Source organism: Allobosea sp. GW823-FHT01F03 (assembly GCF_058798075.1).
In genome coordinates, this window is record NZ_CM179505.1 from 2,690,255 (window position 1) to 2,717,021 (window position 26,767).

Annotated in this window: 33 protein-coding genes and 1 tRNA gene; 18 read left to right on the top strand and 16 right to left on the bottom strand. The window is 63.6% G+C overall.

All coding sequences use genetic code 11. The features are described from left to right. The first annotated feature begins 118 nt into the window (after positions 1-118). Complete coding sequence (locus tag AC3RCC_RS12875; RefSeq protein ID WP_492258635.1) at positions 119-1,252, top strand: lytic transglycosylase domain-containing protein; 1,134 nt, start codon at positions 119-121, stop codon at positions 1,250-1,252. Further along, positions 1,249-2,463, top strand: coding sequence for a DUF2336 domain-containing protein (locus AC3RCC_RS12880; protein ID WP_492258636.1), 1,215 nt, complete (start codon positions 1,249-1,251; stop codon positions 2,461-2,463). The genes AC3RCC_RS12875 and AC3RCC_RS12880 overlap by 4 nt, the downstream gene beginning before the upstream one ends. A 124-nt stretch (positions 2,464-2,587) precedes the next feature. Here AC3RCC_RS12880 and AC3RCC_RS12885 read toward each other — a convergent pair whose 3' ends face one another. The 6 genes from AC3RCC_RS12885 to AC3RCC_RS12910 all read right to left on the bottom strand — a co-directional run bounded on the left by AC3RCC_RS12885 (position 2,588) and on the right by AC3RCC_RS12910 (position 7,031). Next, on the bottom strand, positions 2,588-3,361 hold the full coding sequence (locus tag AC3RCC_RS12885) for an NAD kinase (RefSeq protein ID WP_452118843.1): 774 nt from the start codon (positions 3,359-3,361) through the stop codon (positions 2,588-2,590). Positions 3,362-3,542: 181 nt separating this feature from the next. Then, positions 3,543-4,529 carry an MBL fold metallo-hydrolase gene (locus tag AC3RCC_RS12890; RefSeq protein WP_291642142.1) on the bottom strand — a complete coding sequence of 329 codons (987 nt, stop codon included), beginning with the start codon at positions 4,527-4,529 and terminating at the stop codon, positions 3,543-3,545. Positions 4,530-4,671: 142 nt separating this feature from the next. Continuing rightward, entirely contained in the window at positions 4,672-5,085 is a 414-nt protein-coding gene (locus tag AC3RCC_RS12895; RefSeq protein WP_492258637.1) for a hypothetical protein, read from the bottom strand. A gap of 150 nt (positions 5,086-5,235) precedes the next feature. Continuing rightward, positions 5,236-5,448, bottom strand: coding sequence for a hypothetical protein (locus AC3RCC_RS12900; protein WP_291642146.1), 213 nt, complete (start codon positions 5,446-5,448; stop codon positions 5,236-5,238). A 257-nt stretch (positions 5,449-5,705) separates the two neighbouring features. Further along, positions 5,706-5,990, bottom strand: coding sequence for a peptidoglycan L,D-endopeptidase MepK (locus AC3RCC_RS12905; RefSeq protein WP_291642148.1), 285 nt, complete (start codon positions 5,988-5,990; stop codon positions 5,706-5,708). A gap of 591 nt (positions 5,991-6,581) precedes the next feature. Next, entirely contained in the window at positions 6,582-7,031 is a 450-nt protein-coding gene (locus AC3RCC_RS12910; RefSeq protein ID WP_492258638.1) for a hypothetical protein, read from the bottom strand. 289 nt (positions 7,032-7,320) lie between these two features. On the opposite strand from AC3RCC_RS12910, the gene AC3RCC_RS12915 reads away from it, so the two are divergent. The 11 genes from AC3RCC_RS12915 (at position 7,321) to AC3RCC_RS12965 (ending at position 13,862) form a co-directional block, all read left to right on the top strand. Continuing rightward, positions 7,321-7,527, top strand: coding sequence for a hypothetical protein (locus AC3RCC_RS12915; RefSeq protein ID WP_492258639.1), 207 nt, complete (start codon positions 7,321-7,323; stop codon positions 7,525-7,527). Positions 7,528-7,606: 79 nt separating this feature from the next. Next, positions 7,607-7,753 (top strand): hypothetical protein, encoded by a 147-nt coding sequence (locus AC3RCC_RS12920; RefSeq protein WP_492258783.1) that lies wholly within the window; start codon positions 7,607-7,609, stop codon positions 7,751-7,753. A gap of 184 nt (positions 7,754-7,937) precedes the next feature. Further along, positions 7,938-8,180 carry a helix-turn-helix domain-containing protein gene (locus AC3RCC_RS12925; protein WP_492258640.1) on the top strand — a complete coding sequence of 81 codons (243 nt, stop codon included), beginning with the start codon at positions 7,938-7,940 and terminating at the stop codon, positions 8,178-8,180. Then, positions 8,177-10,525, top strand: a complete 2,349-nt coding sequence (locus AC3RCC_RS12930) for a DUF5906 domain-containing protein (protein WP_492258641.1) — start codon at positions 8,177-8,179, stop codon at positions 10,523-10,525. Before AC3RCC_RS12925 ends, AC3RCC_RS12930 begins: the two co-directional genes overlap by 4 nt. Positions 10,526-10,814: 289 nt before the next feature. Then, complete coding sequence (locus AC3RCC_RS12935; protein WP_492258642.1) at positions 10,815-11,321, top strand: hypothetical protein; 507 nt, start codon at positions 10,815-10,817, stop codon at positions 11,319-11,321. A gap of 7 nt (positions 11,322-11,328) precedes the next feature. Further along, the gene (locus AC3RCC_RS12940) at positions 11,329-11,559 is read left to right on the top strand and encodes a hypothetical protein (RefSeq protein ID WP_492258643.1); all 231 of its coding nucleotides are present in this window, start codon (positions 11,329-11,331) and stop codon (positions 11,557-11,559) included. Positions 11,560-11,757: 198 nt separating this feature from the next. Then, positions 11,758-12,168 (top strand): hypothetical protein, encoded by a 411-nt coding sequence (locus tag AC3RCC_RS12945; RefSeq protein ID WP_492258644.1) that lies wholly within the window; start codon positions 11,758-11,760, stop codon positions 12,166-12,168. 161 nt (positions 12,169-12,329) lie between these two features. After that, positions 12,330-12,533, top strand: a complete 204-nt coding sequence (locus tag AC3RCC_RS12950; protein ID WP_492258645.1) for a hypothetical protein — start codon at positions 12,330-12,332, stop codon at positions 12,531-12,533. After that, positions 12,530-13,078 (top strand): hypothetical protein, encoded by a 549-nt coding sequence (locus tag AC3RCC_RS12955; RefSeq protein ID WP_492258646.1) that lies wholly within the window; start codon positions 12,530-12,532, stop codon positions 13,076-13,078. The genes AC3RCC_RS12950 and AC3RCC_RS12955 overlap by 4 nt, the downstream gene beginning before the upstream one ends. 3 nt (positions 13,079-13,081) lie before the next feature. Then, complete coding sequence (locus AC3RCC_RS12960; protein ID WP_492258647.1) at positions 13,082-13,435, top strand: hypothetical protein; 354 nt, start codon at positions 13,082-13,084, stop codon at positions 13,433-13,435. Beyond that, on the top strand, positions 13,407-13,862 hold the full coding sequence (locus AC3RCC_RS12965; RefSeq protein ID WP_492258648.1) for an HK97 gp10 family phage protein: 456 nt from the start codon (positions 13,407-13,409) through the stop codon (positions 13,860-13,862). Before AC3RCC_RS12960 ends, AC3RCC_RS12965 begins: the two co-directional genes overlap by 29 nt. Here the strand turns inward: AC3RCC_RS12965 and AC3RCC_RS12970 are convergent. Then, on the bottom strand, positions 13,859-14,083 hold the full coding sequence (locus AC3RCC_RS12970) for a helix-turn-helix domain-containing protein (RefSeq protein ID WP_492258649.1): 225 nt from the start codon (positions 14,081-14,083) through the stop codon (positions 13,859-13,861). The two genes, AC3RCC_RS12965 and AC3RCC_RS12970, sit on opposite strands and share 4 nt — an antisense overlap. Before the next feature lie 114 nt (positions 14,084-14,197). Between AC3RCC_RS12970 and AC3RCC_RS12975 the strand changes: the two genes are divergently transcribed. Together AC3RCC_RS12975 and AC3RCC_RS12980 are read left to right on the top strand one after the other, a co-directional pair. Then, complete coding sequence (locus AC3RCC_RS12975; protein ID WP_492258650.1) at positions 14,198-14,521, top strand: hypothetical protein; 324 nt, start codon at positions 14,198-14,200, stop codon at positions 14,519-14,521. A gap of 71 nt (positions 14,522-14,592) precedes the next feature. After that, a complete protein-coding gene (locus AC3RCC_RS12980) occupies positions 14,593-15,255 on the top strand; it encodes an HNH endonuclease (protein ID WP_492258651.1) in 663 nt (220 codons plus the stop codon). A gap of 7 nt (positions 15,256-15,262) precedes the next feature. On the opposite strand, the gene AC3RCC_RS12985 is transcribed toward AC3RCC_RS12980, so the two are convergent. The 7 genes from AC3RCC_RS12985 to AC3RCC_RS13015 all read right to left on the bottom strand — a co-directional run bounded on the left by AC3RCC_RS12985 (position 15,263) and on the right by AC3RCC_RS13015 (position 21,493). After that, a complete protein-coding gene (locus AC3RCC_RS12985; RefSeq protein ID WP_492258784.1) occupies positions 15,263-15,655 on the bottom strand; it encodes a very short patch repair endonuclease in 393 nt (130 codons plus the stop codon). Positions 15,656-15,699: 44 nt separating this feature from the next. Beyond that, positions 15,700-16,791, bottom strand: coding sequence for a DNA cytosine methyltransferase (locus tag AC3RCC_RS12990; protein ID WP_492258652.1), 1,092 nt, complete (start codon positions 16,789-16,791; stop codon positions 15,700-15,702). Between the two features lie 93 nt (positions 16,792-16,884). Further along, on the bottom strand, positions 16,885-17,832 hold the full coding sequence (locus AC3RCC_RS12995; RefSeq protein ID WP_492258653.1) for an O-methyltransferase: 948 nt from the start codon (positions 17,830-17,832) through the stop codon (positions 16,885-16,887). After that, positions 17,832-19,190: an ATP-binding protein gene (locus AC3RCC_RS13000; protein ID WP_492258654.1), complete on the bottom strand. Its 1,359-nt coding sequence runs from the start codon at positions 19,188-19,190 to the stop codon at positions 17,832-17,834. The genes AC3RCC_RS12995 and AC3RCC_RS13000 overlap by 1 nt, the downstream gene beginning before the upstream one ends. Before the next feature lie 910 nt (positions 19,191-20,100). Further along, positions 20,101-20,175: transfer RNA gene (locus AC3RCC_RS13005), tRNA-Thr, on the bottom strand. A gap of 209 nt (positions 20,176-20,384) precedes the next feature. Continuing rightward, complete coding sequence (locus tag AC3RCC_RS13010) at positions 20,385-20,591, bottom strand: hypothetical protein (protein WP_291642160.1); 207 nt, start codon at positions 20,589-20,591, stop codon at positions 20,385-20,387. 44 nt (positions 20,592-20,635) lie between these two features. After that, positions 20,636-21,493: a hypothetical protein gene (locus AC3RCC_RS13015; protein ID WP_492258655.1), complete on the bottom strand. Its 858-nt coding sequence runs from the start codon at positions 21,491-21,493 to the stop codon at positions 20,636-20,638. 182 nt (positions 21,494-21,675) lie between these two features. On the opposite strand from AC3RCC_RS13015, the gene AC3RCC_RS13020 reads away from it, so the two are divergent. Beyond that, entirely contained in the window at positions 21,676-22,566 is an 891-nt protein-coding gene (locus AC3RCC_RS13020; RefSeq protein WP_492258656.1) for a helix-turn-helix domain-containing protein, read from the top strand. A gap of 202 nt (positions 22,567-22,768) precedes the next feature. Here AC3RCC_RS13020 and AC3RCC_RS13025 read toward each other — a convergent pair whose 3' ends face one another. Further along, positions 22,769-24,436 (bottom strand): MFS transporter, encoded by a 1,668-nt coding sequence (locus tag AC3RCC_RS13025; protein ID WP_492258657.1) that lies wholly within the window; start codon positions 24,434-24,436, stop codon positions 22,769-22,771. 323 nt (positions 24,437-24,759) lie between these two features. Here AC3RCC_RS13025 and AC3RCC_RS13030 point away from each other — a divergent pair, with 323 nt between their 5' ends. After that, positions 24,760-25,254 (top strand): hypothetical protein, encoded by a 495-nt coding sequence (locus AC3RCC_RS13030; RefSeq protein WP_492258658.1) that lies wholly within the window; start codon positions 24,760-24,762, stop codon positions 25,252-25,254. A gap of 6 nt (positions 25,255-25,260) precedes the next feature. Here AC3RCC_RS13030 and rlmB read toward each other — a convergent pair whose 3' ends face one another. After that, positions 25,261-26,061, bottom strand: coding sequence for a 23S rRNA (guanosine(2251)-2'-O)-methyltransferase RlmB (gene rlmB / locus AC3RCC_RS13035; protein ID WP_291647350.1), 801 nt, complete (start codon positions 26,059-26,061; stop codon positions 25,261-25,263). A gap of 104 nt (positions 26,062-26,165) precedes the next feature. Here rlmB and AC3RCC_RS13040 point away from each other — a divergent pair, with 104 nt between their 5' ends. After that, a complete protein-coding gene (locus AC3RCC_RS13040; protein WP_492258659.1) occupies positions 26,166-26,720 on the top strand; it encodes an AAA family ATPase in 555 nt (184 codons plus the stop codon). Positions 26,721-26,767 lie beyond the last annotated feature (47 nt).

The following is a 26,767-nucleotide window of genomic DNA, read 5'->3' on the forward strand; positions in this document are numbered from 1 at the left end:
TTTTCTGCGTCCGCAAGCCGGCTCACGGCAGGCGCTTTAACGGTTCGCTTACCATAATCGGTCCAGTCTTCTCAGGTGCTTCCGCCCGATCGGAGCGGCTGCAGCCCGAGTGGTTTTCATGTTCCTTTTCAGCACGCCGAGCACCCGCGAGACAACGCCCGTCAATCCGGTCGTCAGCGCCATCAAGCAGGGCGCCGACCGGACCGGTGCCGGTTTCGACTATCTGCTGAAGACGGCGCAACGTGAATCCTCGCTCGAGCCCGATGCCAAGGCGCGCACTTCGAGCGCGACCGGGCTGTTCCAGTTCATCGAGCAGACCTGGCTCTCGATCATGCGCCAGGAAGGCCCGAAGCAGGGCATGGCCAATTATGCCGGCGCGATCAGCGAAAGCGAGAATGGCCGCCTGACTGTCTCCGATCCGGCCATGCGCGAAAAAATCCTGCAATTGCGCAACGATCCGCAGGTCGCGGCCGTGATGGCCGGCGCCCTGACCCAGAAGAATGGCGAGCAGCTTGGCGCGGCGCTCGGTCGCCAGCCCCATGCCGGCGAGCTCTACATCGCCCATGTGCTGGGTGCACGCGGCGCCAGCGACCTGATCCGGACCGCGAGCAGCGATCCCGGCCGCTCGGCTGCCAGCCAGTTTCCGGAAGCCGCCGCGGCCAACAAAGCGATCTTCTTCGACAAGAGCGGGCGGGCGCGCAGCGTCCAGGAGGTCTACGGCGTGCTCGCGGCCAGCCATGCCAACACCCAGGTCGCGGCTTCGAGCGGCGCGATGCTGGCGCAGGCCCGCCCCAACGGGACGAGCGCGACGGCCTATGCGTCCGAGCCGGCGGTGGTGCCGATCGCCGCCGCGCTGGCGCCGGGGCGCGCCAAGGGGCTGATCGGATTGTTCTCGACCGAGGGGCCGCGCACGCCGGTTTCGCGCGCCGTCGCCGATCTCTGGACGACGCCGCGCAGCGGCGGTGCCTCGCGTGCAGCCGATGCCGACCCCGCCACGCGCTATTTCCCGCGCCGCGGCGCCGCGGCGGAGGGCGAGGCTGTCGCGAACGCGGCGGCTGCGGGCGAAACCCAGGCCGCCACCCAGGCGCCTGTCGCGATGCGCGCGCCATTGCCGCCGGCGCGGCCTCGCGAACTCGCCACCGACAGCCAGCCGGCCGTCGCGACTGTGGCGGACAAGGCAGTGCGGTCATCTCCGGCTCGCCGCGGCCCGCTCGATCTGAGCACCTTCATGACGCATGGCAGGCGCGGATGATCGTACGCCGTTTCCTTCTCTGGGCTCGCACCGCTCCGGCCGAGGCGCGCGCCGCCGGCGCTGCGGCGCTGGCTGGTGCTTATCTGCGCTCGGCGATGTCGCCCGAGGACCGGCGCGAGGCCGAGACGGCGCTGATCTCGCTGGTCGACGATCCTTCGCCGCTGGTGCGGCGGGCGCTCGCCGAGGAACTCGCCGGGGCGAGCGGTGCGCCGCGCACTCTCGTGCTCGCATTGATCGCCGAGCAGAGCGACATCGCCGCCTTGCTGCTGGCCCAGTCGCCGGTGCTCGGCGAGGCCGATCTCGTCGATGCCGCGGCGATCGGCGACGGGCTGGCTCAGCGCGCCATCGCCCAGCGGCCGCATCTGCCGCTGGGAGTCGCGGCTGCTCTGGCCGAGGTCGGTGTCGAGGAGGCGCTGCTCGCGCTGCTCGCCAATCCGACGGCCGAGATTCCGGAGTTCTCCCTGGAGCGCATCTTCGAGCGCGAGGGTGAATCCGGCGCGGTGCGCGAGGCCTTGCTGGCACGGCTCGATCTGCCGGCGGGCCTGCGTCAGGCCATCGCCGCCAAGGTGTCGGATGCACTGGCCGCCTTCGTTGCCGGTTGTGGCTGGCTGACCGGGGAACGCAGCGCGCGGCTCGCGCGCGAGGCGACCGAGCGCGTCGCCGTGGCGCTCGCCGCCGGCGGCGAGGAGAGCGACGCGCCGGCGATCGTCGAATGCCTGCGCGAGACCGGACGGCTGACGCCGGGCGTGATCCTGCGCTCGCTGCTGAGCGGCGAGCCCGCTCTGGCGGAGGCCGCGTTCGCGACGCTCTCCGAGCTGCCGCTGGGGCGCGTGCGGGCGCTGCTCTGGGACAGGAACGGCTCGGGGCTGAAGGCGCTCTATCGCCGGGCCGCGATGCCGGCCGTGCTACTGCCGGCTTTCGCTGCGGTCGTGGCGGCGCTGAAGCGCGGCGGCTACGCTGCCGCCTCCGGCGCGAGCGGCATCAACCGGACGCTGCTCGCCGAGGTGCTGATCGCCTGCGACGGCCTGGAAGGTGCCGAGACGCATGCGCTGATGGCGCTGCTGCGCCGTCTCGACGCAGAGGCGGCCCGCGAGGAGGCGAGGGGGCTCGCCGATTCGCTCGCCGACGATGCGGCTCTGGCGCTGCTGGTCGAGGCCGATCCGCAATTCCTGGTCGAGCTCGAACTCGGCGATCTGCGCGAGGTCGCGTAGCCTGGAGCGCGTCATGCTCGGGCTTGGCCCGAGCATCTCAGGCCGGAGGAAGCTCCAGTCGGCGCCTTCCCTTCCCTGGGCCTCCCGAGTCCGCGCAGCGCCTCGCCCGGGAATGACGATAGCCTCAGTACCCGAACTGTTCCCGCAAGATGCGCTCGTCCAGGCTATGGCCGGGATCGTGAAGCATGACGAGGTCGAGCGAGCGGTCGATGGCGATCGCGACCGAGGCGACGTTCTCGATCTGGGTATGGTCGGCGACGGCGCTGACCGGCCGCTTCTGCGCCTCCAGCACCTCGATCGTCACCTGCGCCTGGTCGGGCAGGAGCGCGCCGCGCCAGCGCCGCGGCCGGAAGGGCGAGAGCGGCGTCAGGGCCAGGAGCGGCGCATCGAGCGGCAGGATCGGGCCATTGGCCGAGAGATTATAGGCGGTCGAGCCAGCCGGCGTCGCCAGGAGCACGCCGTCGGCGACGAGTTCCTCGAGCCGGACCTGGCCGTCGACGGAGAGGCGCAGTTTCGCCGCCTGATAGGAGCGGCGCAGCAGCGAGACCTCGTTGATGGCGCGGGCCTCGACCTTGTGGCCGTCGCGGTCGATCGCGGTCATCACCAGCGGGTGCACGACGCTGCGCTGCGCCGCTTCGAGCCGCTTGCGCAGGCCGCGTTCCTTGAATTCGTTCATCAGGAAGCCGACCGAGCCGCGATTCATGCCGTAGATCGGCTTGGCGGTACCCATGAAGCGATGCAGCGTCTGCAGCATCAGCCCATCGCCGCCGAGGGCGACGACGATATCCGCCACATCCGGATCGGCGTCGCCATAGCGCTCGACCAGCTTGAAGCGCGCAGCCTGGGCCTCGGGCGTCTCGCTGGCGACGAAGGCGATGGTGCCGCGGCGTTCGGTCATCGCGGAAACACTTCAGGAGAGCGCATGCGCTGCGCGAAAACCCGTGCCATACCTAGCGCCATCCTCCCAGCCGCCAGTCGAACCCCGCCATAGCATGGTCCGGCGGCGGATCGCGAGCCATGGCGCCAAAAGAAAAGGCCGGGGCGTTGGCCCCGGCCGGAGGATCGTCACTGCGCCGATTTCAGATCGTGCTGCTCCACTGTACCGGCACCAGCTCGAAGCCGTTGCCATCCTTGGCGATGTGGCCGGTGGCCGGGAAGGGGGCGTGATAGAACGCGACCTGCATCTTCTCGGCCGAGACCATGTCGAGCAGCTTGCGGCGGGTGGCGGCCGCCTGCGGGCCATCCATGTCGAAAACCGCAGACCAATCGGGATTGCGGACGAACAGGGCCGGATGGTTGGTGGTGTCCGACATGATCATCAGCTTGCCGGTGCCGGAGGCGACGGCGAAGACCGTGTGGCCGGGCGTATGGCCGGGCGCGGCGACCGCGGTGATGCCGGGCAGGATCTCCTTGCCGGCCTCGAACTGCTTCACATCCTTGGCGACCGGGCCGAAGACGCGGCGCACGCCGGCGAAGGCGCCTTTCATCGCGTCCGGAGCGGCACTCGCCTTGGCGTCGTCCATCCAGAAGGCCCATTCGGCGGCGGGCACCATCACTTCGGCATTGGGGAAGACAGCTGTGCCGTCCTTGAGCCGGAAGCCGTTGATGTGGTCGCCATGGAAATGGCTGAACACCACCGAGGAGACGTCCTTCGGATCGAAGCCGGCGGCGCGGAAATTCTTCATCCAGGCGCCGGAGGTCGGGGCACCGGAATCGCCATTGCCGGTGTCGATCAAAGTCAGCTTGCCGCCGGCCTGGATGGCAAGGGTGGTGAAGGAGATCGAGAGCGCGTCGTTCGGCAGATAGGCTTGCTCCATCGCCTTCCTGACGTCGGCGAGCTCGGCATTGCGGACGAAGCCTTCGAGCGGGCGCCGGGCGAAGCCGTCATTGATGGCGGTGACGGTGATGTCGCCGACCTTGTAGCGATAGAAGCCTGGATTCTGGTTCACGGGGGCTCCTTGCGCATGGGCCGGGGCGATACCGAAAGGCAGGTCGAGCGTAGAAGCTGCCGCGAGCGCGCCGGCACCCGCCATCAGGGTGCGGCGCGAAAGGTCCAAACGGGTCATGATCGGGCTCCACCGGTGAGTGAGGGCACGCCTCCCCGGTGACGCTGCCCGCCATCCGGAAACGTGTCCTGGGCTGGGCTCAGCCTGAGCAGCAAACTAGCGGGCGGAGCGACGGCTTCAACCGCCGCCGGTTGGCGCAGGGTCAACTTTCCGTGATCTTGCCGCCGCGCGCCGCGAAGGCCTTGAGCAGGGCGGCGCAGAGGGCGAGCGAGGCGAGCGCGCCATGGCCGCTCGAGCCGGCGACGAGCGCCTCGAAGGTCTGCTCCTCGGCGACGATGGAATGCAGGCTCCAGTTCCAGTCGGGCGCCTTCTGCCGGAGCACGCCGACAGCGACGTCGATCTCGGCGCTGATCTTGCCGATCGCCTTCCAGAGTGCGCCCTGCTGGTAGATGCCGCCCGGTGGCGTGCGCGGCCCAGCCAGTAGCGTCGGCTTGCGACGCACGGTGTAGCCCAGCGCCTCGTAGATCTCGGCGTCGAGATTGCGGTCGGGGCGACCGGTGGTTTCGCATTGCTCTGCGAGAGCCAGGAGCTTCTCGCGCCGCTCGACAGAGGTCATCGTTTCAGGGCGCTCCGTTCAGCACGCCGCCGGCCACGCAAATTCCGGGCCGGCTCCGCAGGAATCTATGGCCGTCTGTCCGGTCCGCCAAGCGATGGCTCGGCCTTGCCGCCGCTTTCGGGCCATGGCGACCGTCGGATCGGGCGGATGCTAGCCTTTCCGTCCGTCCTCGCTCATCGCCGTGTCGAGCATCGTCACGGCCTCGTCGAGGCCTTCCTTGACGCCGAGCATGAAGTCCTTGCCGAAACCGATGATGGTGTCGGGCGGCTCGCCCTTGTGGGTGTAGACGACGCTGACCTGAGCGGGATTGACATAGACCGGCTTGCCGTCGATCGGCGAGGTGAACTTGCAAAGCTTCGGCATGGAACGCTCTCCGGCGCGATTCGGGCGGAGAGCTATACGACAGAGTGTGGTTCCTGCGAATTTCTGCGGGCAGGGGCGGGGTGCGCACGCCATTCCGGAAAGGCGGGCGCGCAACCGCGATGGAACGCCGCGACCAGCGCGAACGATCAGGGCAGGCCAAGGCATTTCCGCGTTTCGCCGAAGCGCGGAAACGCCTTGATCTTTCATGCTATCGGATTTTCCTCGCGCGAACCGGTGCCCGTTTCGCTCGGGATGATCTAGCGGCGGGCGACGTAGGCGACCTGGCGCTTGGCGCGCTTGTGGCCATACCAGGAGATTTCGCGATCCCCGACATCGGCGTGGATCAGCCCGTTCGGATAGGAGCCGACGCCGCCGGTGCTGGCGAGGGCCTTGGTCGCAGCGACCGCCTTGCGGGTCGAGGTCGCCAGCGGCCGGAAGTCGATGGCATTGCCGCGATAGTGCTGAGAGCGCCTTGCATGGCGGCCGCCGCAGGTGGAGGTGATCTGGATCGGACCGATCTTGTCGACCAGCTCCTTGATCATGGCCAGTGTCTCAGGCTTGAGACAGGATAAGCCTTTGACCTGGGGCTGAAACGAGATCTTGTCGGTGGGGGTATTCGCCTGGGCGTAAACGGGTACGGATGCCGCAACGAGTGCAGCCAAAACAACGCGACGCATGCTCTACTCTACAAGGGGGAATGGGAGCTCAGGCCACCAAATCCTGGTCTGGCCGAACCGTCTCGGCGCTGCATCTAGATTTGGCGCAAGGCGAAAAGATGGCTTCGCCGCAAATCCTATACGGAGGGCGCGCGCCGAGGGCTTGAAACGAAGGTGCGAAAGCGCCTCGCCAGCCCAGCGCGGCGGCGTGGGATCGGGATGCTCACGCAGGGATTCCGCGGCGGCGCGGAGGCCTGCGGTTCTGTCGACATTTCCGGGGCGAAATGCTGCCGAAAGCCGGCCCAAGCCGGGAAAGCCCAGGCCAGGCCCGCAGTATCGCTCGGCAGGGATGCGGGAAGAATGGTGCCGGCGGAGAGGATCGAACTCCCGACCTTCGGTTTACAAAACCGGCACGAAGACGTTGATCTAAAAGGGTTATTGCTGATTATTGGTTCGCGGACAGCCGCTTGCGCGACATCATCGTCGATGTACGCTGATCCGTAAAGGTCTCCGTACGGTGCTCCACACAGTGCTCCGGGAGAAGACAAAATGGCTGTCCTGAACCTCACCGAGGCCCGCATCCGGGACCTCGAACTCGGCTCCGGCATCTGGCGCGACGAACAGGTCAAGGGCCTGATGGTCGTCTGCCATGCCACCACCAAGACCTACGCCGTCCAAGGCGATGTCCGGCGAAACGGCCGGCACATCCGGACGGTGCGGGTCAAGATCGACCGCGTGGACCGGATCGGCCTGCGCGAGGCCCGAAACCGGGCCAAGGCGATCATGTCGCAAATCCAAAGCGGCGTGGACCCTACCGCGAGGCCGGAGGAGAGCGGCATGACCATCTCTCAGGCTCTCGACATTCACCTCGGCGAGAAGCCTTTTCGGGCGGCGACGGAGGAGAGCTATCGCTACAACGTCGATCATTACCTCGCCCGCTACCGGAACCGCGCCGTGACCGACCTCAGCCGAACGGAGGTGCGGGACGTCTACGACCGGCTTCGCGAGAAGAGCGGACAGACCACCGCAACCTGCGTGATGCGGACTTTGCGGGCCGTGATCAACACCGCCATGCGGATGGACGAGACAATCACGGCCAATCCGGTCTCGGCCCTTCGCATCCCGAGCCCGAAGCGGCGCGAGGTCGACGGCCTCGACCTTGCCGCTTGGTGGCGGGCTGCCGAGCCCGCACGAATACCGCCACCATGCCCGCACGATGTTCATCGCCGCGGGCGTGCCCTATGCCGAGAGCGCGCTGCTTCTAGGCCAGCGGCTTCCCGGCGCATCCGGCGGATACGTCCATGCCGAACATCTCGTCGAGCACCTGCGGCCGCACGCGCAAGCGTTGGAGAACAAGGTTCTTGCCGGTCGCCGGCCGGTCCTCTCCGTCGTCGAGCCGATGGAGGTTCTCGATGCGGCATGAACCGGCAGCTTCGGAACCTGCCGAACCTTGGCTGGATACGGCTGCGGCCGCCCGGCATCTCGGAAAGGAGCCGGGAACGCTGCGAGGCTGGCGCTCGATCGGCAAGGGCCCGGCTTTTCACCTCGTAAGCGGGCAGTTCGTCCGCTATCGCCTCGACGACCTCGACGCCTTCAAGAGGTGGAAGACGGCAAAAAATCTTTCCGCCGCCGATACCGCATCACGATAAATCAACGACTTAGGCACTGCGAATAATGATCCTCGTCGATCCAGATCGGTGATTATTAGACGACGCGCGCTGCGAGGAGCCGAAACGGCGAAGCGCGTGACCGGGGTGATCCCGGTCCTCCTCAGACAGAAACCCATGTCTGAAACCGGCCGCGGCGATGCCCGGCCCATTGGAGGTCATTGCCATGCAGGCAACTCTCACCAAGAACGACGTCGAGGACGCGATGCGCCGCGTTCTCGACACCCACTCCCGCAGCCCTTGGTACGACACCGAGGCGGCGGCGATCTATCTGAGCTCTACGCCCGGAACCCTTCGCTCGTGGCGCGGTAGCGGTGCCGGGCCGCGCTACCATGTCTTTCACGGCAAGACGGTTCGCTACAACGTTGCCGACCTCGACGCCTTCATTCGCGGGGAGGACGGTCGATGAGCGATCTCATGGAAAATGAAGAAGGGCGCGCCGAGGGGATCGGCGCGCCTGCAGGAGCTTGGGAGAAGACTGTCGCGTTCGACTTCGACAAGGTTGAGGATGCCACCGGGTTGGCATTCGAGACGCCGTTGTCGCACGATCCCGATGCTCTCGATGCCCATGCCGCCGCCGGTCACGACTTGATCCCGATCGACGGCAAGGTGCCGGTCGAAAAGGGATGGCGTCGTTCGATCGCGCTGCCGATCGCGAAGGCGAAGGCTCGTCTGAAGGCCGGTGGCAATGTCGGCATTCGCCTGCGCGAGTCGGACCTCGTGATCGACGTGGACCCTCGGCACTTCGCCAAGGACGACGATCCGCTCGCGCGCCTGACGCGGGACTTTGCCTTGCCGGATGCTCCGGTCGTGAAGACCGGTGGCGGCGGTCTGCACCTCTACCTGCGCAAGCCGGTCGGTGCCGAAATCGTCAACGGTCTGCCGAACTACGAGGGGATCGAGTTCAAGTCGTTCGGCCGTCAGGTCGTGGCGGCAGGTTCGATCCATCCGGGCACAGGCAAGCGATATCGCCTCGACGACGATGCGCTCGCGCTGTCGCTCTCCGAAGCGCCCGAGGCCACCACGGCTCTCCTGAACGCGATTGCGAGGCGTTCGGCCGAGGCATCGACCGATGCGCACGGCGAAATCACCCCGGAGCAGTTGGAACGACTGCTCTCGAAGCTCGATGTCATGAACTACAACCGTCTTCATGAGGCTTGGCTGGCGATCATGATGTCTTGCCACTACGGCACGCGTGGCGCCGGTGTGGACGAGTTTGTCGCCTGGTCGATCTCCGATCCGGACTATGCGGATGAGGAGGCTCATATCCGCGATCGCTGGCGCAGGCTGGCGATCAAGCCGGACGCTGTGAAGCTCGGGACCTTGCTCAAAGCGCTCTCTGACGCAGGCCATAGCGCCTGGATCGAGGAGGTGCTTCGCTCGCCTGCCGAGGAGGATTTCGACGAGGCGCCCGAAATGCCCCGCTCGATGGCCGACTTGGCGCTCACGCGCATGAACCGCAATCACTTCACGGTCCTGCACGGGGGCAAGTATCTCGTCGGTCGCGAGCGCAATCATCCGACTCTCGGTCACGTCGAGGTCGAATGGTTCTCGGCCGGCGCGGTCAGCGCGCATTTCGACAGCAGGACGGTGGAGGTCGAGGACGGCAAGCCGAAGCCGCTCGGCTCTTGGTGGGTGAAGCATCCGAGGCGGCGTCGGTATGACGGCGTTGTGTTCGATCCCTCGCCTGAGCGGACGCATACCTCGCTCTACAATCTCTGGCGCGGCTGGGCAGTTGAGCCGAAGGCGGGCGACTGGTCCCTGATGAAGCGGCTGTTGAAGGAGGTTTTATGTCGGGGAGACGCCGAATCCCTCGACTATGTTATGCGCTGGTCCGCCTTCATGGTGCAGAAGCCCGAGGTGCCTGCGGAGGTGGCGCTTGTCTTCAAGGGCTCGAAGGGTGCCGGCAAGGGTACGTTCGCGCGGGCGCTGAAGTCGCTTGCGGGCATGCACGGTAAGCAGGTCGCGCAGTCGGAGCACTTCGTCGGTCGCTTCAACGAGCACCTGATGGACTGCATTCTGCTCTTCGTCGATGAGGGCTATTGGGCTGGCGATCCGAAGGCCGCGGGCGCGCTCAAGAACCTGATCACCGAACCTGTCCTGAGCTTCGAGCCGAAGGGGCGGCCCATCGTTTCTGGGCCGAACATGCTGCATGTCGTGATCGCATCGAACGAGGACTGGATCGTGCCGGCCTCGGCGGACGAGAGGCGCTTTGCCGTCTTCGAGGCAGATACCGAGGCCCGCAGGCGGCTTCCCTCGGGCTTCTTCGACGCATTGAACGCACAGATGGCGAATGGCGGTCTGTCTGCGATGCTGCACGACCTCCAGAATCTCGATCTCGGCGACTGGCATCCGCGCATAGCGATCCCGAACACGCAGGCGTTGATCGAACAGAAGGTGCAGGCGTTTCGTCGGGAGCCTCTGTCGTTCTGGTGGTTCAGGACCCTCGAGGCTGCCGGCAACGACTTGTCGCTGAACGAAAAAGACTGGTCGAAGCACCACGTCGACATCGCGCCTCCGCAGAAGGAGGACATGGTGGCGGAGGTCTGTGCGGTGGCGAAGGCGATGAACAGGACCGGGCAGTTCTCGAAGAAGGCCGTCGCGCAGTTCCTGAAGTCGGTGGGCGTGGCCGAGAGAGCGCAGACCGGCGGCAGCGCAGGAACGATCGATGGTGGCGCGACGATGGCGAACGGGGCGAGAAGGCTTCGGCGGCATGCCTGGGCGGCGCAGGGAAGGTCGGCACCAGAGCATTGAACATATGATTGGGCGCTCTGAGGTCGGAAGATGAGCCGGATCAAGGGCATGGTCGGCGGCCGAGCCGAAAGCACCGGGCCAGGCACCGGCAAAGCCTCCTCTGCCAGAACAACCCACTTCCCATGGCGACGGAGGCCGCGTCCTGGGATCGCCGTCGGCACAACGGCTCCTCCCGCATGGAAAGGAGGCCGGTGGGCCAGTTTTCCAAAAATTTGCGAGGTCGTTTCGATGGCTCCCCGCAACCTCCGCACATCGCATGGTCGCAGTAATTCACGCGAGGAATTGCGCCATGTCGGACAGGTCGTCGGAGAAGCGGGAGGTTCGCCGTCCCGAGAAGGATCGGCGGTGGTCGCCAACGATAGAGGCGCGAGTCCTGGACATCGTCGCTCGCACCGGCTCGCCTAAGATGGCCTCAGAGGCGGTGGGCGTTTCGGTCGCCACAATCCATGACCATCGTAGGCGCGACGCCGATTTCGGTGCGCGGTACGGCGCCGCCATGGATACGGCGTTTCACCAGGTGCTGAGCAAGGCCTTCGAGCGGTCCATGGCCGACGAGGAGCCTTCGGATCGTCTGATCGAGGTGTTGCTGAAGTTCCGGTGGCCCGAGCGGTTGAACGGTTTCCTTGCCTTCACGGCCGAGGGCGGCTCGGCTGCTACGGCGCCTGCCGGTCTCGATCCCCGCATCATCGCCAGGATGGAGCCCGCCGATCGAACTGCCTTGATTGGCTTGCTCGGCAAGTATCTCACTGCCGAGACGGAGGCTGCCACGAATGGCGCGCTCATCCCCGTCAACTGATGCCGTCGTGATCATGCTGCGCGATCTGGTCGAGGCCGAGGCTTTGGCGGGCTCGCTTGCCGCCACCGCGCCGTTGGTGGTCGCCGCAGCGGGAGGCGCACATGCGCTTGTGGCCGAGCGTGGCCGCCGCACCGGCGCCTGGTTCTGGTCGATCGCGCCGGTGCCGGTTGCCTTGTGGGAACGCATGGCGGACGAGCACCAGGCTCCGCACCGGACGAATGTGGGCGGAGATGACTGATCCATCAGCGTCAATAATATTTGGTCATGACCCGATATTTACGGCGCTGATCGGAGTGTTGCCGGCCAGCAACCACTACGAAAATCGGCATCTAAAACGCCCGAAAACCGAGGTCATGTGAGTAATCTCCTTTGGACGGGAGTGGGTTCCCTGATCATTGATTTGTTCCGGCCCATTCCGGGTCCAGGAGCAAGACCGATGAACAAGACCTACGTAGTTAATCTCCGCATCGTTGGCGAGGTGAGCCTTGTCGACGGTGACAACCCCGCGGACAAGACGGTCGACGTCGCGTCCATCCGCAAGGACTTCGGCAAGATCGCGGAGGCGATCTGCGAATCCTCCGACCTCGATGCCATGTTGCCGCGTGAAACCACCCTGGTCCCGTGCATCGACAAGTCGCTGCCGGAGTTGATGATCTTCATGCTTCATCTCGCCCGCGACATGGACATGGGCAAGTTCCGCGGCGAGGCCTTTGCCGAAGCCGTGAAGGACGATGTACTATCGGGCGGCAGCCTGCGCGGCGACGTTGCACCCGAAATGCTGCGGCAGCTCGAGCGAATGGGCCTGACCAAGGTGTCGCGTTTGGTCGCCACGTCCAAGTTGAACTGAGTGGACGACGAAACGACGGCGCGGCTTCTTCAGCGCGAACGACATCGTCATCCTGTCCGAGCCGGTAGTGATCGGCCCGTACCGCGATGGCGGTGACGAAAGGCGGCTGAGCCGCGCCTGTTTCGGCTCCCTCCCTGTCGCGTGACGCAACAGGCAGGAGAATGGACATGGCTATCAGGAAGGCGACGCTTGCCTCGCGCTGGATGTCGGTGAGCGATATCTCCGCGAGGCTGATGCAGGCCCGCGACAATCGCGAGCGGCAGAGAAAGCTGCTCGACACCTTGGAAGGCCAGGCGACGGCCGTCGCGAAGAGATCGAGCGCAGTCTGGCCGACCTTCCTTCATCACATCGCACGCAGTTTGTGAGCCGCGCGGTCGGCGGCTTTCGCGGCGAGCTCAAGCGCGCCAGTGCCGACGAGCGTCTAAAGCTGGTGCGCGAGATCGGCCGCCTTCGCGAGGAGACGCAGGCCGTGCGCGAACTTTATGGCTCGGCGGCGCAGCTTCTGGCGCGCGAGGGGCTCGGCTCGGAACGCCGCAGCCGCCTGCAGCAGCAGGTCGAGAAGTCCGGCCCGACCGAGCTTGCGGCGCTCGCCGCCTTCGCTGCCGCGACGAAGGACAAGGAACTCGGCGCCGTGCTGTGCGCCCGCGTGTCCGACTTGATGCCGAACGAGCGGCCGTTCAGTCGGCAGGAGCTGGCCGAGGCCCTGGTCGGCGACGAACACTGCGCCGTGACGCAGGCACTGATGGAGATCGACCGTCTAGCCGAAGAGACGGCGCATGCCGACAGCGCCTTTGAACGGGGCAGCGCGAACCTCATCCGCACCCTCGGCATCGCCCGCATGAAGCGCGACGAGGCCGACATCGGGGCCGATCTCTCGCTTCTCGAAACTGAGCCTGGTCGGGAGGGCTGAGTCATGCCGAACCGCGAGCAGCACATCCGGGACGCGCTCGCCGGGGTGTTCGCCACGACGCCGATGACGGTGCACATCTACCTCGGCGGCACGCCGGCGACCTTCGACGACCGCGCCCGGCTCATGGCCGAGTGGCACCTCCGGGCTCACCGCTACCTCGAATGCCCGGTCAATCCGCGCTCCGCGGCGCGGGGCCGGACGGTGTGGGTCCGCTCAATGCGGGAGCCCGCCCTCTGGCCGGAGGACCGGCAGTACATGACGGTCGATCCCGAGGCCGACCCGATCCTGCGGGCCACCGTCCAACGGTATGCCGAGGCCGAAGCCCTTCATGAGGTATCGGGTCATGGCCGGGCTTGACGATTTCGCCAAGCGGATCGACCGCATCGCCGTGCTGGTCGAGAGCAACGTCGAGCGGGCAGTGAAGGACTGCGCCCATGCCGTCCTTCGCTCCGCCGTCGAGGCGACGCCGGTCGACACCGGCATGGCTCGCTCGAACTGGACGCCCGAGCTCGACCGCGCCTTCGAGGGACTGTTTCCGGCACGGGTTCCGGGCGCGGGCGGATCGACGGCGGCGGACAACGCCGCAGCGGCGATCGAGGCTGGCGCACCGACCATCGAGTCCTTCGACATCGGAAAGAACGGGTCGATCCACATCAGCAACAACGCCCCGCACATTCGGCCGCTCAACGACGGCCACTCGAAGCAGGCGCCGGCCGGCTTCGTGCGGATCGCGGTGATGGAGGGGCTGGCGACGGTGAGGGGCGCGAAGATCGTCGAGGGTTAGGAGCGGTTCTTTGGCGGCGTCAGCAATTCGCCGGGGCTCATTTTGAGGCCATCGGCAAGCTTGACGATTAGTTTCAGGGAGGGGTTTCGCACCGCCCGCTCAATGCCGCTGACATAGGTTCTATCGATGCCGGTCCTATGGGCGAGTTCCTCCTGAGACAGGTCGAGCTTCTCTCTCGCCTCCTTCACGTTTACCGCCAGAATCTTAGCGTAGTCCGCCATCCCTTCATGGCGGGCTACTGTCGATTATAATCCACGGACTATGAGTCACATTTTGGGTTCGCGAGAGGCCATGTAGACGATAATCTACAGGCGAAAACCGAGCCGGTGGACGCCTTGGACGCAATCTCGACTGTCGGGACCTGGATCTATGCCGGCATCGCCACCTGGTACGGCGCAGCGATCCTCGGCGGCGTGCTCATCCTGCTCTTTGAGCGGCTCGACCGTAGACGCGAACCGTCCGATGTCGATGTGAGGCGCGCGGCTGCGCGCTATCGGGAATGGTACGGCGAGGACGCCTTCCGTGTCATCGGCGACCACATGCTGGCGGCGTCTTTTGCGCCGGACGGCCGGCACAGACGCTTCCTCAAGCGGGTGTCCGCCGAGCTTCTGGCTTCGGCGGTCACGCCAGAGGACCGCACCCGCGCCATTGAGCACTGAAGAAGATCTCCCACGGGATCGGCTCGAGGATTGCGATTTATTGCCAAATTCGCTCGATGCTATAGGGAGACATGGCTCCAAATATTGAAGCAACACGACTCAAGCTGGCAAAACTCGAAGCTGCAATAGCGTCTGGCGCATCGCGCAAGCGATGCCTGCATCTATGGAGCCAGTTCGTTCGCGAGCGCGATGAACATCGTTGTGTCGATTGCCATTCCCGACTTCGGCTGTCCGCACATCACATTTGCCGCAAGTCCTTCCTGGAGGCGGCAGAATTTCAAACCGGCAATGGCATAACGCTGTGCGCCTCATGTCACCGAGAGGCACACCGCGGCTTCAATGGACGGCCCGACTTAAGCTTGCCGGTAGACACACAGAATGGTGAAAAGTTGAAGGGAATGGAGCGCCTTTACAGCATCCTCACGGATGACGCCGTCGAGCGCGAGTTGATGCGGGAAGAGTTTTACTTTTTGAGCGACGAGCTACTCGACTGCTTCAAACGGATGCAGGGATATAGTTGGGCAAGTTTTCCAGGCGCGCCGGTCGAACAGGCGTATTTGATACTTGCTGAATGCGAGTATGGCGTTCGGACGAGCATGGCGAAAGCAGAAGGCGTGCCGGCACCGGATCGCCCGCTGCTGCCAGGCGGTATGTATTTAGTTTTTGCTGATCAGCGTGGACGGGCGCACAAAGCGATTGTTGTTCAGACATACGTGCCACGCTGGAGGGTTTAGCGTCGGGTCAAGTTTCAGGGTGCCGACGCGGATTACCGAAGGTTCGGGCAAGCTTTTCTCCGACCCTCTCGGGCCTCTTGGTTTCGCACTCCCAAATCGTCAGAACGGACCAACCCTGATCCTGCAAAAGCTTTGCATTTCTCTCGTCACGCTGGACGTTCGAATCAAATTTGCCTTGCCAGAAATCGGTCCTGCTTTTGGGAGTACTTGCCTTCGCGCAGCCAGGATGTCGGTGCCAAAAGCAACCGTGAACGAATATCGCAATCTTCCATCTGGGAAATACGATATCTGGAGTTCCTGGAAGATCCTTCCGATGCAGGCGGAACCGTAGACCCAACGAGTGCGCCATCCGTCTCACGACCATTTCGGGCGTAGTATTCTTACCTCCGACGCGCGACATCAGCCAAGATCGCCGCTCTGGCGTCAGCCGATCAACCAAGATGCCTACTCCGCAGCTATCGGGAAATGCTTTGCCGCCTCCATACGCTCCGCAATGATCGAAAATATGACTTTGGACATGATGGGCGACACGCTGTTGCCGATCATTCGGAAGCTATGCCAGACGGTTGGATGGAATTTGAAGCTGTCAGGGAAGCCTTGTAGTCGCGCGCCCTCCCTAACAGTAATCACGCGCGGCTCGTCGGGATGAATCGGACGGACGGACTGAAAAGACCCGCGATCATTGCCAGTGCCTGCGCGTAACGTCGGACACTGGCCATTCCAATTTAGACGAGGATGCCGACCGACCGTTTCGACGCCGCCCTGTGCGATCTTCTCGAAGCGCTCTATGACTTTGGGGGTATGCGCAGTGCGTTTGTGTCCGGTGAAAGTTCCATCCGCTGCCCTGAGACCCGCCGCATAAGGATTCGGCCGTCCTCTCCGCTTGATTTTCCATCGATCGAACTTGCCGTCGTCGTCGATCTGAACCGCCGTGGCTAGGTCGCCTATCGCGGCGCGAACGGTAGCAGGGGCTTGCTTCTTGGCTTCGATATCTGAAAGCGTAATCGCGCCAAAGCGGTCTGGATCGTAGCCGATGATGAAGAGGCGAGGTCGTCGTGTAGCTGCGCCGAAGTCGGCTGCGTCCAATATAGTTGGGCCTAGAAGGCGGTACCGGTTTGGCACCAAATCAAGCGCCTTGTCCAGGACGGGGCGCGCATCCGCGTATCCCAGTCCCTTTACGTTCTCCATCACAAAGAACGCGGGTTCCAACTCGGCGATCAGCCGGAAAAAATGTCCCAGCAAGGACCGTCTAGGATCGTCGGCTCTACGGTGGCCGATATCACTGAATGCCTGGCAGGGTGGTCCACCGAACACGCCATCGATGGTTGGGCCCAGTTCGCGGCGTATGGCTGCTCCGCTCACCTCCGCGAGATCAGCCAAAACTAGCTTTGTTCTCGGGTGATTCGTCGATACCGAGGACGTCAGAATCGGGTCTACGTCGAACGCCAAGCTGGGACCGAGGCCTGCGGCCTCCGCACCGAGGGAAAACCCTCCGCAACCGCAGAATAGGTCGACAATTTTAGGCCCCCCTTGCACAACGACACCTTCCCCCTATCATGCTCTCGGGAGTGCATACCCGATTTGTCAAGTGTCGTCGAATGAGATTTGCGCCCCGTCACCTCCTTCTTTCTATGTCGTGATCTGTGCGAAGGCTGGGTAATATCGATAGTATCGTTCGAAGGCTTTGATTTGCTCCTCCTCGAGATCAAAACCGAGGCGTTGAACCGCTTTTCGATCAAGCGAGCGTTTCCTTGGCAGCTCGGCCTGCAGCACGGCGGTCTCCCGTAAAGTTAGGTGCGGCGCAATGATGGGTATTTGCGGAAATCCAAGCCACGTTGCGCTTTTGGTTGCCTCCCTTGCGGCGGGTACTGCCCCCTTGGCCGGCAGTAGCCCACCGACCGTAACCATGGGAGCTCCATCTTTGTAGATGAGGCGGAAAGCCGGTATAAAACCGCCAGGCCGAGCCGCTGATACAGCGGTCGATATCATAAAATCTTCAAGCAGCTTTCCAAGCGTCGAAGGAAGTTGATCTTCTTGACAAGCCTCTTGCGATAGATCGTCTGGAACGACAGCGCCAAGCAGTGCTTTGATACGTTGCGGTCGACTTTTCGGCGCTTTGGCGATTGGTCCTCCGGAGGCATTTATGGTCATCAAGAATATGCTATTCTGAGGGGCTCCCTCGATGACCGTCCGAATGTCATCTACCGTTGTCTCTTCCAATGACCGATCATAGTCGAGCCAGATTAGCCAAGGCTTCGATTGAAGCTTCTTGTCCGCCAAGAGCTTCGGAATCACATCATTCGAAAAGCCGGCTTCGACGCGAACTGTCTTAAAGGGCCGATTGAAGTTTGCCCGCTTCGCGCCAATCTCGTCGCCCTCGATAGAGATCATATCGCGAATGCGCAGCTCTCGATGTGCTAGTGTGAAATCAGTGAACCAGATGGACCCAAATCCGATATAGATAAGTTCGTCGACATCCAGGCAGGCCTGTAGTGTCTTAACTCCGTCAAAGACTAAACTTCTCTGAATGGATTTGTTGGGTCGGAGGTTGTAGTTAACAATGTTAAACGAAACCATCACTCATCCCCGACAAGATCAGTGTATGCGTGCTCAAATGAGCTGATACCTACGTCTCTATAGCTCATGTTTATGTTTCCCAGTCCCTCAGCAAGAGATCTAACTCTCTGCAGGGGCATGGAGTAGCTAATATTGGCCATCTTTATTTTAGGCTTTGCTACTATTTGGGGCAACGAAACCGAATCTCTTTGCACGACATCAAATATCGATTTCGGTTTAGCTTGATTTTCTTGCCGCTTCGCTTCGTCGATCGCTTGCTTGCGGACGTTGGTATAACTGATCCATTGTTTGGAGGCGTCGCGCATTCGAGGTCTCGCGCGCCTATAAACGCCAGACGAAACATCAACACTTCGCTTTGTTGTAGTAAGCGGTAGCAGGCTCGCATTCTTCGACGAGAAAACGATTATTCCCATGAAGCCAGAATATTGCGGATGCCACTGAGGCCAACCATCCGTACCCCATCCCGAAATATCACCCTTGTCGGCAGCAAGAACAATTCGTCCGTTGCAGACAACATACCAACCGAATCGGTTGTCTCCGTCCGAAGTTTCGTCCGGTTCGGAGCTTTCTGGAGGAGGGGCAGCCATGCCAGCTAGAACTTCGACATTGACCGGGTCGCCATTCTCTCCGTCTGAGTATGCAATTCTCATTGGCTCCATCCCGCCACCCTGGAGCAATTCTATCTTCCAGCCCTTTATGTTTTCGCCGTTGACCAGAACTGACAATCCACGACGAATATGTAGAGCATAATCACGACCGATCGTTCGTTTAAGATCTTGAATAAATACGGGACTGCTGAATGATGCTGCGATCCCCTCATGGAGGGCTTCTACGGCGATTTCAACGCCCATGGAGGGAAGGGAAGCCGCTGTCTCAATGTCAAAATCCCAGTCGCGCTTCTGATCAGCAAGCCATGTTGGAACATCGATGGGTACTCGGAACGATTCCGTCTTTCCGTCCTTGGAGGTGTACGTGCTTCTAATTGCAATCTTTTCGCCTATCTTAAAGACTGCGCGTTTCATGCCTATTCCGTAAACGCCGATGCTGTAGCTATCAGGCGTATCCTTATCTTTTCTGCCGAATGTAAACGCATACTCGACAGCGTCGTCTAACGTTATTCCTCCACAATTATCTCTTATCGAAAAATGCTTTGGAGAGGCTTCAATTTCGATTCGATATTTCGAGAGATCGGCACCATCAGCTAGGCTCATTGGCCTGCCGCCTTCGAGTTTCCAAGCCCCATCGACGCTATTGTCGATTAGATCTAAGATGCAATCTTCAAGTGAAATATCGCGCGTGATCATCCGCACGAAGAAAGCCTTCGTCGGATTCGCGTCTACCTTACCAGTTTGCACCATGCAGCCCCCCGCGCAAAAATGCTCTACGGACAATCAATAGTTGACGCATTCCCCTGAAACAACTGTCTTGTCGGTGCAATTTGCTGCCGCAACCCTGCGATCGCAAAAACTCGCTGGATCATCACCATATGAGACAGTTGTCCCTTCCGTTTAACGAGCAGGAGAGAACTGAGCGTCGGCCCCGGCCATCGGTGGCGTTGTGCATCTATTGCGGGTCAGTCGCGAGCACGAAAGACCACGTGCCTCCGAAGGCGCTTCTTGAAAAGCCGTTTCCAATCAACCTCAAGACGGTGCCTGCATGCCGTTCCTGCAATGTTGGATGGTCACTGGACGAAGAGTACATGGCTGTTACCCTAGCCCAAGTTGGCCACCATCGGCACTTGATCGCAAAGGTGGAGGCCGGCGGAACGGCAGATCGTGCGCTTTCCGCTTCTCCTGGTCTGGAGGAAGCAATAACCAGCGCCTTGCAGGTGGCCGAGGACGGTCGCGTCTGGTTTCAACCTGAGCTCGGTCGGATCGGCAAAGTCGCGGCGAAGCTCGCTTGCGGGCTCTTCTGTTTGAAGCATGGCCCAGGCGCAGCCCTGCGAGATTTCTCTACCCATTGGCTCGCTGGTCCTGGAGAGGAAGTCCCCCAGCACCTTGTGGCCGCCCATTGGATGTGGCCCGGTACCCGCCGCAAGCGGAGGACGATAGTTCAGAAGGGAGTGTTCAGTTTTCTGTTTGCTCAGGGATGGATGGCAGGCGACCCACCTCTCTATTGCATGATGGATTTCCACGAGACGATATTTGCTGCCGTGTCCTGCCCAGCGCCCATTGGGCGACCGGCTCATAAACGCCTGCGTTCAAAGCCATGGAAATAGGAAGGAGCAGTGCTCCCGATCGGCGCGCACCCGGCCATAGAGGAGGAGGCTGGTGCCGGAAGAGGGGATCGAACCCCCGACCTTCGGTTTACAAAACCGCTGCACTACCGCTGTGCTATTCCGGCCCATGGGACACCGATTCCGGTGCCTATTCGGTACTTGTCCGGGTCAGGCGCAGCCTAAGCGCATGATCCGAATCGCCTTTCCGCCTCAAGGCCCTCCAATTACAAAACCGCTGCACTACCGCTGTGCTACGCCGGCTCCGGCGCTGCGGTATCAGCCCGGCGCCGCCAGAGCAAGCGTGCCGTGCGGCCCATGCAAGAGTCGTCGGCGCTCAAGGCTGGTCTTGCGGCTGCGACTGGCGGAGCCGCGCGGTTCGGTGGAGCCGGCCATCACCCGCTCCTTCGTGCCCGCATCCGCCCTGCCGCATTGTCTCCAGGTTGTCGCTGGAGATCGCCAGAGCATTTTTCCGCTGTTTTGAGCCGGGTGCATGCTCCAATTCTTTGTTTTGCTGCACTTCTTGATGCAGCTTGGTGCTCATCCGATCAAAATGCTCCGACTGTCATGGCCCACAATTGCGCTGCATCATGATTTTCGTTGTTCCTGGGGGGCGAGGCGGCTCGGGCGCAGGAAAATAAAGCCGACGTCATTGAGTTGTTGAACGAAGCCGATGCTGAAATCCAGGCGGCGATAAATGGGATGTTCTATGGATATCCTGTCTTCGGGCCCTGCCGGTCTGATGAAGGGCCGCGCGCAGGCCGTATAGGTCTGGCACATATAGTTGCAGTCATCCTCCAGCCGCCTCGTATTGACGACAGCGATGTTCGCGATGGGGGATCGGAGCAGGCGCAGCATCGCCCGCAGGCCCATCTGGCGGGCGATCTGCCATGACGGGCCTGGCGGTTGAGCATGGGAGGCGCGGACCGCGCCCTCGGCGATCAGGGCTCCCTGAACATCCCGAAATTCGAAAGCCCATCGGCTGCGCTCGAACCTGACTTCGCTCTGAGTCAGCCTGGCGTTGAGAAGCAGATGTTCGGCGTTGTAGCGAACAACCCGTTCAGTGTTGTTCCAGAGTCCATGGCAGACCATCAGAAGGTCAGACCGCGTCGCCAGCGCACGAAAGAAGGCGAAGGGATCGGCCGGTAGCGGTGGCGAGCTGCGGGGCGTCGCGAACAGGGATATCTGCAGTTCGTGATGGGCGCCCAGATTGGCGTCGGCGAAGTCGCATACCCAGATGGCGGCGAGCGCCCGTCCCTGCGTATCCGATAGCGGCGTCAGTTCTTCCCGCGCCAGCAAATCGGCGGCGACGCTCCGATCGACGGTGCCGCCCAGACACAGCATGGTCCCGTTATTGACGTGATAGGGAGTGGTCAATTCCTCCCCCGCGATCGTGACGCTGCCATCCAGCGGAAAGCGTCGAAACAGGTCCTGCTTGCCCCTCATGGCGCGGCCTCTGCGAAGGTCGGCAGCTCGCATGGCCGTGGCAGGTGGTGGTGTTGAAGAAGACCAGGCAGCATCAGGTCGTTGACCCCGTTCTCGCAGCGGCGGACATGAGCGCCGAGCATTCTTCTCCGGCGGCGGGGCGTATAGAACGAAAGCGACAATGTCCTTGGGAGACATGACCTATGGGGGACATGCCCCGCGCCCGCCTGCATCTCCCGCATTCGTCCATGTTTTCCTGCATTCATCTGGCAGTGGAACGGGATACGCGTGGGGCCCAACTCTCCGATGCCGAGCGGTTCAACTATTTTCCGGCCACGCCTTTCCCGACCCTTTCGTGGATATTCGAAGGCGATCTGCACATGGTCGAGGATGCGCGTGATCCTGGCGCTGTCCGGCTCTCGCAGCCCATGCGCGGGGTGGTGTTTGCGGGGCCGAGGCGCAGGCCGTCCGCCAGCTGGTCACCCGGCCCGGTGCATGCGCTGACGGTGAGCTTCTATCCCGAAGCCTTGTCCAGACTGCTCGGGATCGACATCCAGAAATATCTCGATGCGATCCTGCCGCTTGGATCCGTTCTCTCGCGCGGCGGTCTGGAGCCGCTCCTGCATGCCGAAACGCTCGAGGGGGACGAGCCGTATCTGCGGTTGCAGGACATGCTCAGGCCTCACTGGCGGAACCGGCCCGCGATCGACCGTGCGGTCGATCTCAGGGGCTGGCTGACTTCGCTCGCCAGCCGGGCTGCATTTGCAGCGGCAGGTGGTGGGCTGCGCCAGCTACAGCGACGCGTCAAAGACTGGACCGGCCAGAGCTATCGCGATCTGCAACTCTATGCGCGGGTCGAGGAGGCGATGTGCCACGGAGCCGAAATCTCGGCCGCAGGCGGGTTCGATCTGGCCGCGATCGCGGCGGAGACGGGCTTTTCGGATCAATCGCATCTGGGCAGGAAGATCCGAAGGGTGACCGGGCTCTCTCCGGCGAAACTCAATGCTCTGGTGCGCAGCCATGAGGCGTTCTGGTTCTATGGGCTGCTGGGCGCGCGCTCCGGGAATGGCGGATATCCTATTCGGAAGCGCTGATGTCGCAGCGCAAACGAGCAATGCGGACTGGGCCACGCGTCAGCCTCGATCCCGCCTCATGCTCCGCCGTCGGCGAAGGTTCGTGTGCCTCTTGACGAGCACGTTCCCCGATCTGCGGTCGCCGAGGCTTGCCGCCAACAAAAAAGCCCCGCCACGAGGGCGGGGCTCGGCAGCCGGCGGGGCCGGCCGATCGCAAGGTCGATCAGTGGTCGTAGGTCATGATGTCGCGATCCTTGGTCTCGGGCACGAAGAGCATGCCGACGACGAAGGTCATCATCGCGATCACGATCGGGTACCAGAGGCCGTAGTAGATGTCGCCGGTGCCGGCCACCATGGCGAACGAGGTCGCCGGGAGCAGGCCGCCGAACCAGCCATTGCCGATATGGTAGGGCAGCGACATGCCGGTATAGCGGATGCGGGTCGGGAAGAGCTCGACCAGGGCCGCGGCGATCGGGCCGTAGACCATCGTCACATAGATGACGAGGATGGTCAGGATCGCGATGATGGTCAGCGACTGGCCGTTGAACAGCGCGCTCAGGAAGCCGGTCTTGACGATGCGGGCATCGCCGGCGGCCGGATAGCCGGCGGCGACGGCCTCGGTCGCGATGTTCTTGGCGAAGTTGGCATCGATCGCGACGTCCTTGCCGTTGACCGTCACCTTGGCCGGGGTGCCAGCGGGCGCGGCGACCTGGGTGTAGACGATCGCCTGCGTCGCGAGCGTGCGGCGGGCGACGTCGCAAGGCTGGGTGAAGGTACGCACGCCGACCGGATCGAAGACCGAGCCGCAGGTGGCGGGATCGGCGACGACCTGGACCTTGACGTTCTCATGCGCCGCGGCGAGGCCCGGATTGGCGGCCTTGGTGAGGGCGCCGAACAGCGGGAAATAGGTCAGCGCCGCGATCAGGCAGCCCGCCAGGATGATCGGCTTGCGGCCGATCTTGTCGGAGAGCGCGCCGAACACGATGAACCCGCCGGTGCCGAGGATGAGCGACCAGGCGATCAGCACGTTGGCCGAGTAGAGATCGACCTTCAGGATGCTCTGGATGAAGAACAGGGCGTAGAACTGGCCGGTATACCAGACGACGGCCTGGCCGGCGGTGAGGCCGAACAGCGCGAGCAGGGCGATCCTGGCGTTCTTCCATTGGCCGAAGGCCTCGGAGAGCGGCGCCTTCGAGCCGGTGCCTTCTTCCTTCATCTTCTTGAAGGCGGGGGATTCCTGCATCTGCAGACGGATCCAGACCGAGATCGCCAGCAGGAAGATCGAGACCAGGAACGGAATGCGCCAGCCCCAGGCGGTGAACTCGGCCTCGCCCATGGTGGTGCGGATGCTGAGAATGACGATCAGCGAAAGCAGCAGGCCGAGCGTCGCCGTGGTCTGGATCCAGGAAGTGTAGAAGCCGCGGCGACCAACCGGAGCATGCTCGGCGACGTAGACCGCCGCGCCGCCATACTCGCCGCCGAGGGCGAGGCCCTGCAGCATGCGCAGCGCGATCAGGATGACCGGCGCGATCCAGCCGATGGTGTTGTAGCCGGGCAGCAGGCCGACCAGGAAGGTCGAGGCGCCCATGATCACGATGGTGACGAGGAAGGTGTATTTGCGGCCGATCAGGTCACCCAGGCGACCGAAGAACAGCGCGCCGAAGGGACGAACGAGGAAGCCGGCGGCGAAGGCAAGCAGCGCGAAGATGGCGCGCGTATTCGGATCGAAGGCCGAGAAGAAATGCGCGCCGATCATCACGGCGAGCGAACCGTAGAGATAGAAGTCGTACCATTCGAATACTGTGCCCAGGGAGGAGGCGAGGATGACCCGCTTCTCTTCCCTGGTCATCGGGCGTGGGCCGGCGGCCCCTGATGCTTGCGCAATGCTCATGATGCACTCCGTCGTTCGTTCCCCCGACGCAGCGGACCACCCACCGCGCCTCGACGCCGCCTTGCAGCGGTCTTTGCGTTGGAGTCGGACGTGGCCGACCCGCGAAGCCCTAGAAAAGACAAGTTTGATGGGGAACGAATGAGCCCACAGCCCGAAACCTTCAAGCAGGCACTTGGTCTTGCACCAAAGGGTGTAAGACTAACGACTCATTAACAAATGAGGTCCGTCTTCCGCCGCCCGCAGGCGCCCGACTCGCCTTCCGGGCGCAAGACGGATAGCCTTTCCGACCAGCGGCGATTCCGAAGGACAGGAGGGGGAGCGACATGGTCCGCATCCCGATTTTCCGTCTGGCCTGCATTGTGGGCGCCGTGCTGGCGCTCGGCTCGAATGTCTCCGCCAGGCCTGCCGGCGGCCCTGCCGCACCGGCCGGTGTCAGGGCGCCGGCCCTGGCCTCGGCGGCCCCGGGCCGCATGCTGGCCCGGCCGATGCGGCCAGTCCGCCCGGGTCTGCGCGCCCATGGTCGCCATGTCCCAGGGTTCGCCTACGGCTACGGCCTCGGGGGCTATGGTCCGGGCTTCTACGATTCCTCGCTCAATGTCCTGCTGGGTACTGCCGCGCCGGACTACCAGTTCGAGCGTCTCGAGCCGCCGTCGATTCCGGTCGCGGTCGGCATCCAGCGCCCGCCGGCTGCTGATCCGGTGATCTACCGGATCGAGAACCGGGGTGGGCGACAGGTGGCGCGGGTCATCCGGATCGGCGCCGACGGCATCGTGCCGATCGATACCGGCGAGCGGCGAAACCCGGCCGGGAAGCGCTGAGCCGCTTCAGCGCTGCCGCGTCGCGGCGTAGAGCGCGATCGCGGTGGCGTTGGAGACGTTGAGGCTCTTGATCGCGCCGGGCATGTCGAGCCGGGCGAGATGGTCGCAGAGTTCGCGGCTGCGCTGGCGCAGGCCCTTGCCTTCGGCACCCATGACCATGACGAGCGGACGTCGCAGAGCGACGTCGTCGAGCGAGACATCCCCCTCCGAATCGAAGCCGAGGCGCAGGAAGCCGCGCTTTCCGAGCTTGTCGAGCGCATCCCCGAGATTCTTCACGGCGATCAGCGGCACATGCTCGAGCGCGCCCGAGGCCGATTTGGCGAGGACACCGGTCGCCGCCGGCGAGTGCCGGATGGTGACGATCACGGCGGCGACAGCGAAGGCCGCTGCCGAGCGCAGGATCGCTCCGACATTGTGCGGATCGGTGATCTGGTCGAGCGCCAGCACGACCGCGTCGTCCGGCAGGCTGTCGAGATCGGGCGAGGGCAGGGGATCGCAGACGAGATAGAGCCCCTGATGCACGGCGTCGGGCGTCAGCAGGCGGTCGATCTCGGAGGGGCGGACCAGTTCGGGCGCGATCGGCAAGTCGCCGATCTCCTCGCCGAGGCGCTTCAGGGCGTTCTCGGTGGCGAGCAGCTTGCGGAAACGCCGGCGCGGATTGCGCAGCGCCTCGATCACCGGATGGGCGCCGTAGAGGATCGCCTCGTCGATATCGCCCGGGCGATGCGGCGGCGGCCCGTCCTGGCGCGGGCGGAAGCCGCGGCCGGAAGGCTTGCCGGTGGGGCGCGGGCGGAAAGGGGCGGGCATGGGAACTCCCGAATTGTCGAGCGACTGCCCTGCCACGATGCGCGGCGCTTGGCCAGTGCGGAAGCGCGCCCTGTCAGCAACCAACCGAAGGGAAGAGATCTGACATGACCAATGACGACCACGCCTTCTTCGTGATCACCGGTGGACCGGGAGCCGGCAAGACCACATTGCTGTCCGCACTCGCGGCGGAGGGTTTTGCGACCGCGCCGGAAGGCGGGCGGGCGATCATCCGCGATCAGGTGGCGATTGACGGACCGGCACTGCCCTGGCGTGACCGGGCCCTGTTCGCCGAGCTGATGCTGGGCTGGGACATGCGCTCGCATGCCGAGGCGCGCAAGCGGGGCGGCCTCGTGCTGTTCGACCGCGGCGTGCCCGATATCGCCGGCTACCTCTCCCTGTCGGGGCTCGCGATCCCCGCGCATCTGGAGCGAGCGGCGCGCCAGATCCGCTATCGTCCCCTCGTCTTCGCGGCGCCGCCCTGGCGCGCGATCTTCGCTGGGGACGCAGAGCGCAAACAGGATTTCGCGGAAGCGGAACGCACCTTTGCGGCGGTGACCGGCGCCTATCGCGATTTCGGCTATGAGCCGGTCGAGCTGCCGCTCGCCGGCGTCGCCGAGCGTGTCGCCTTCGTCAGGGCGCGAATCGCGGCGGCAGGCTGAAGCGCTCGCATTCCGTTGCGGGCCGGTCGGCGCTATTCTGGCGGCCC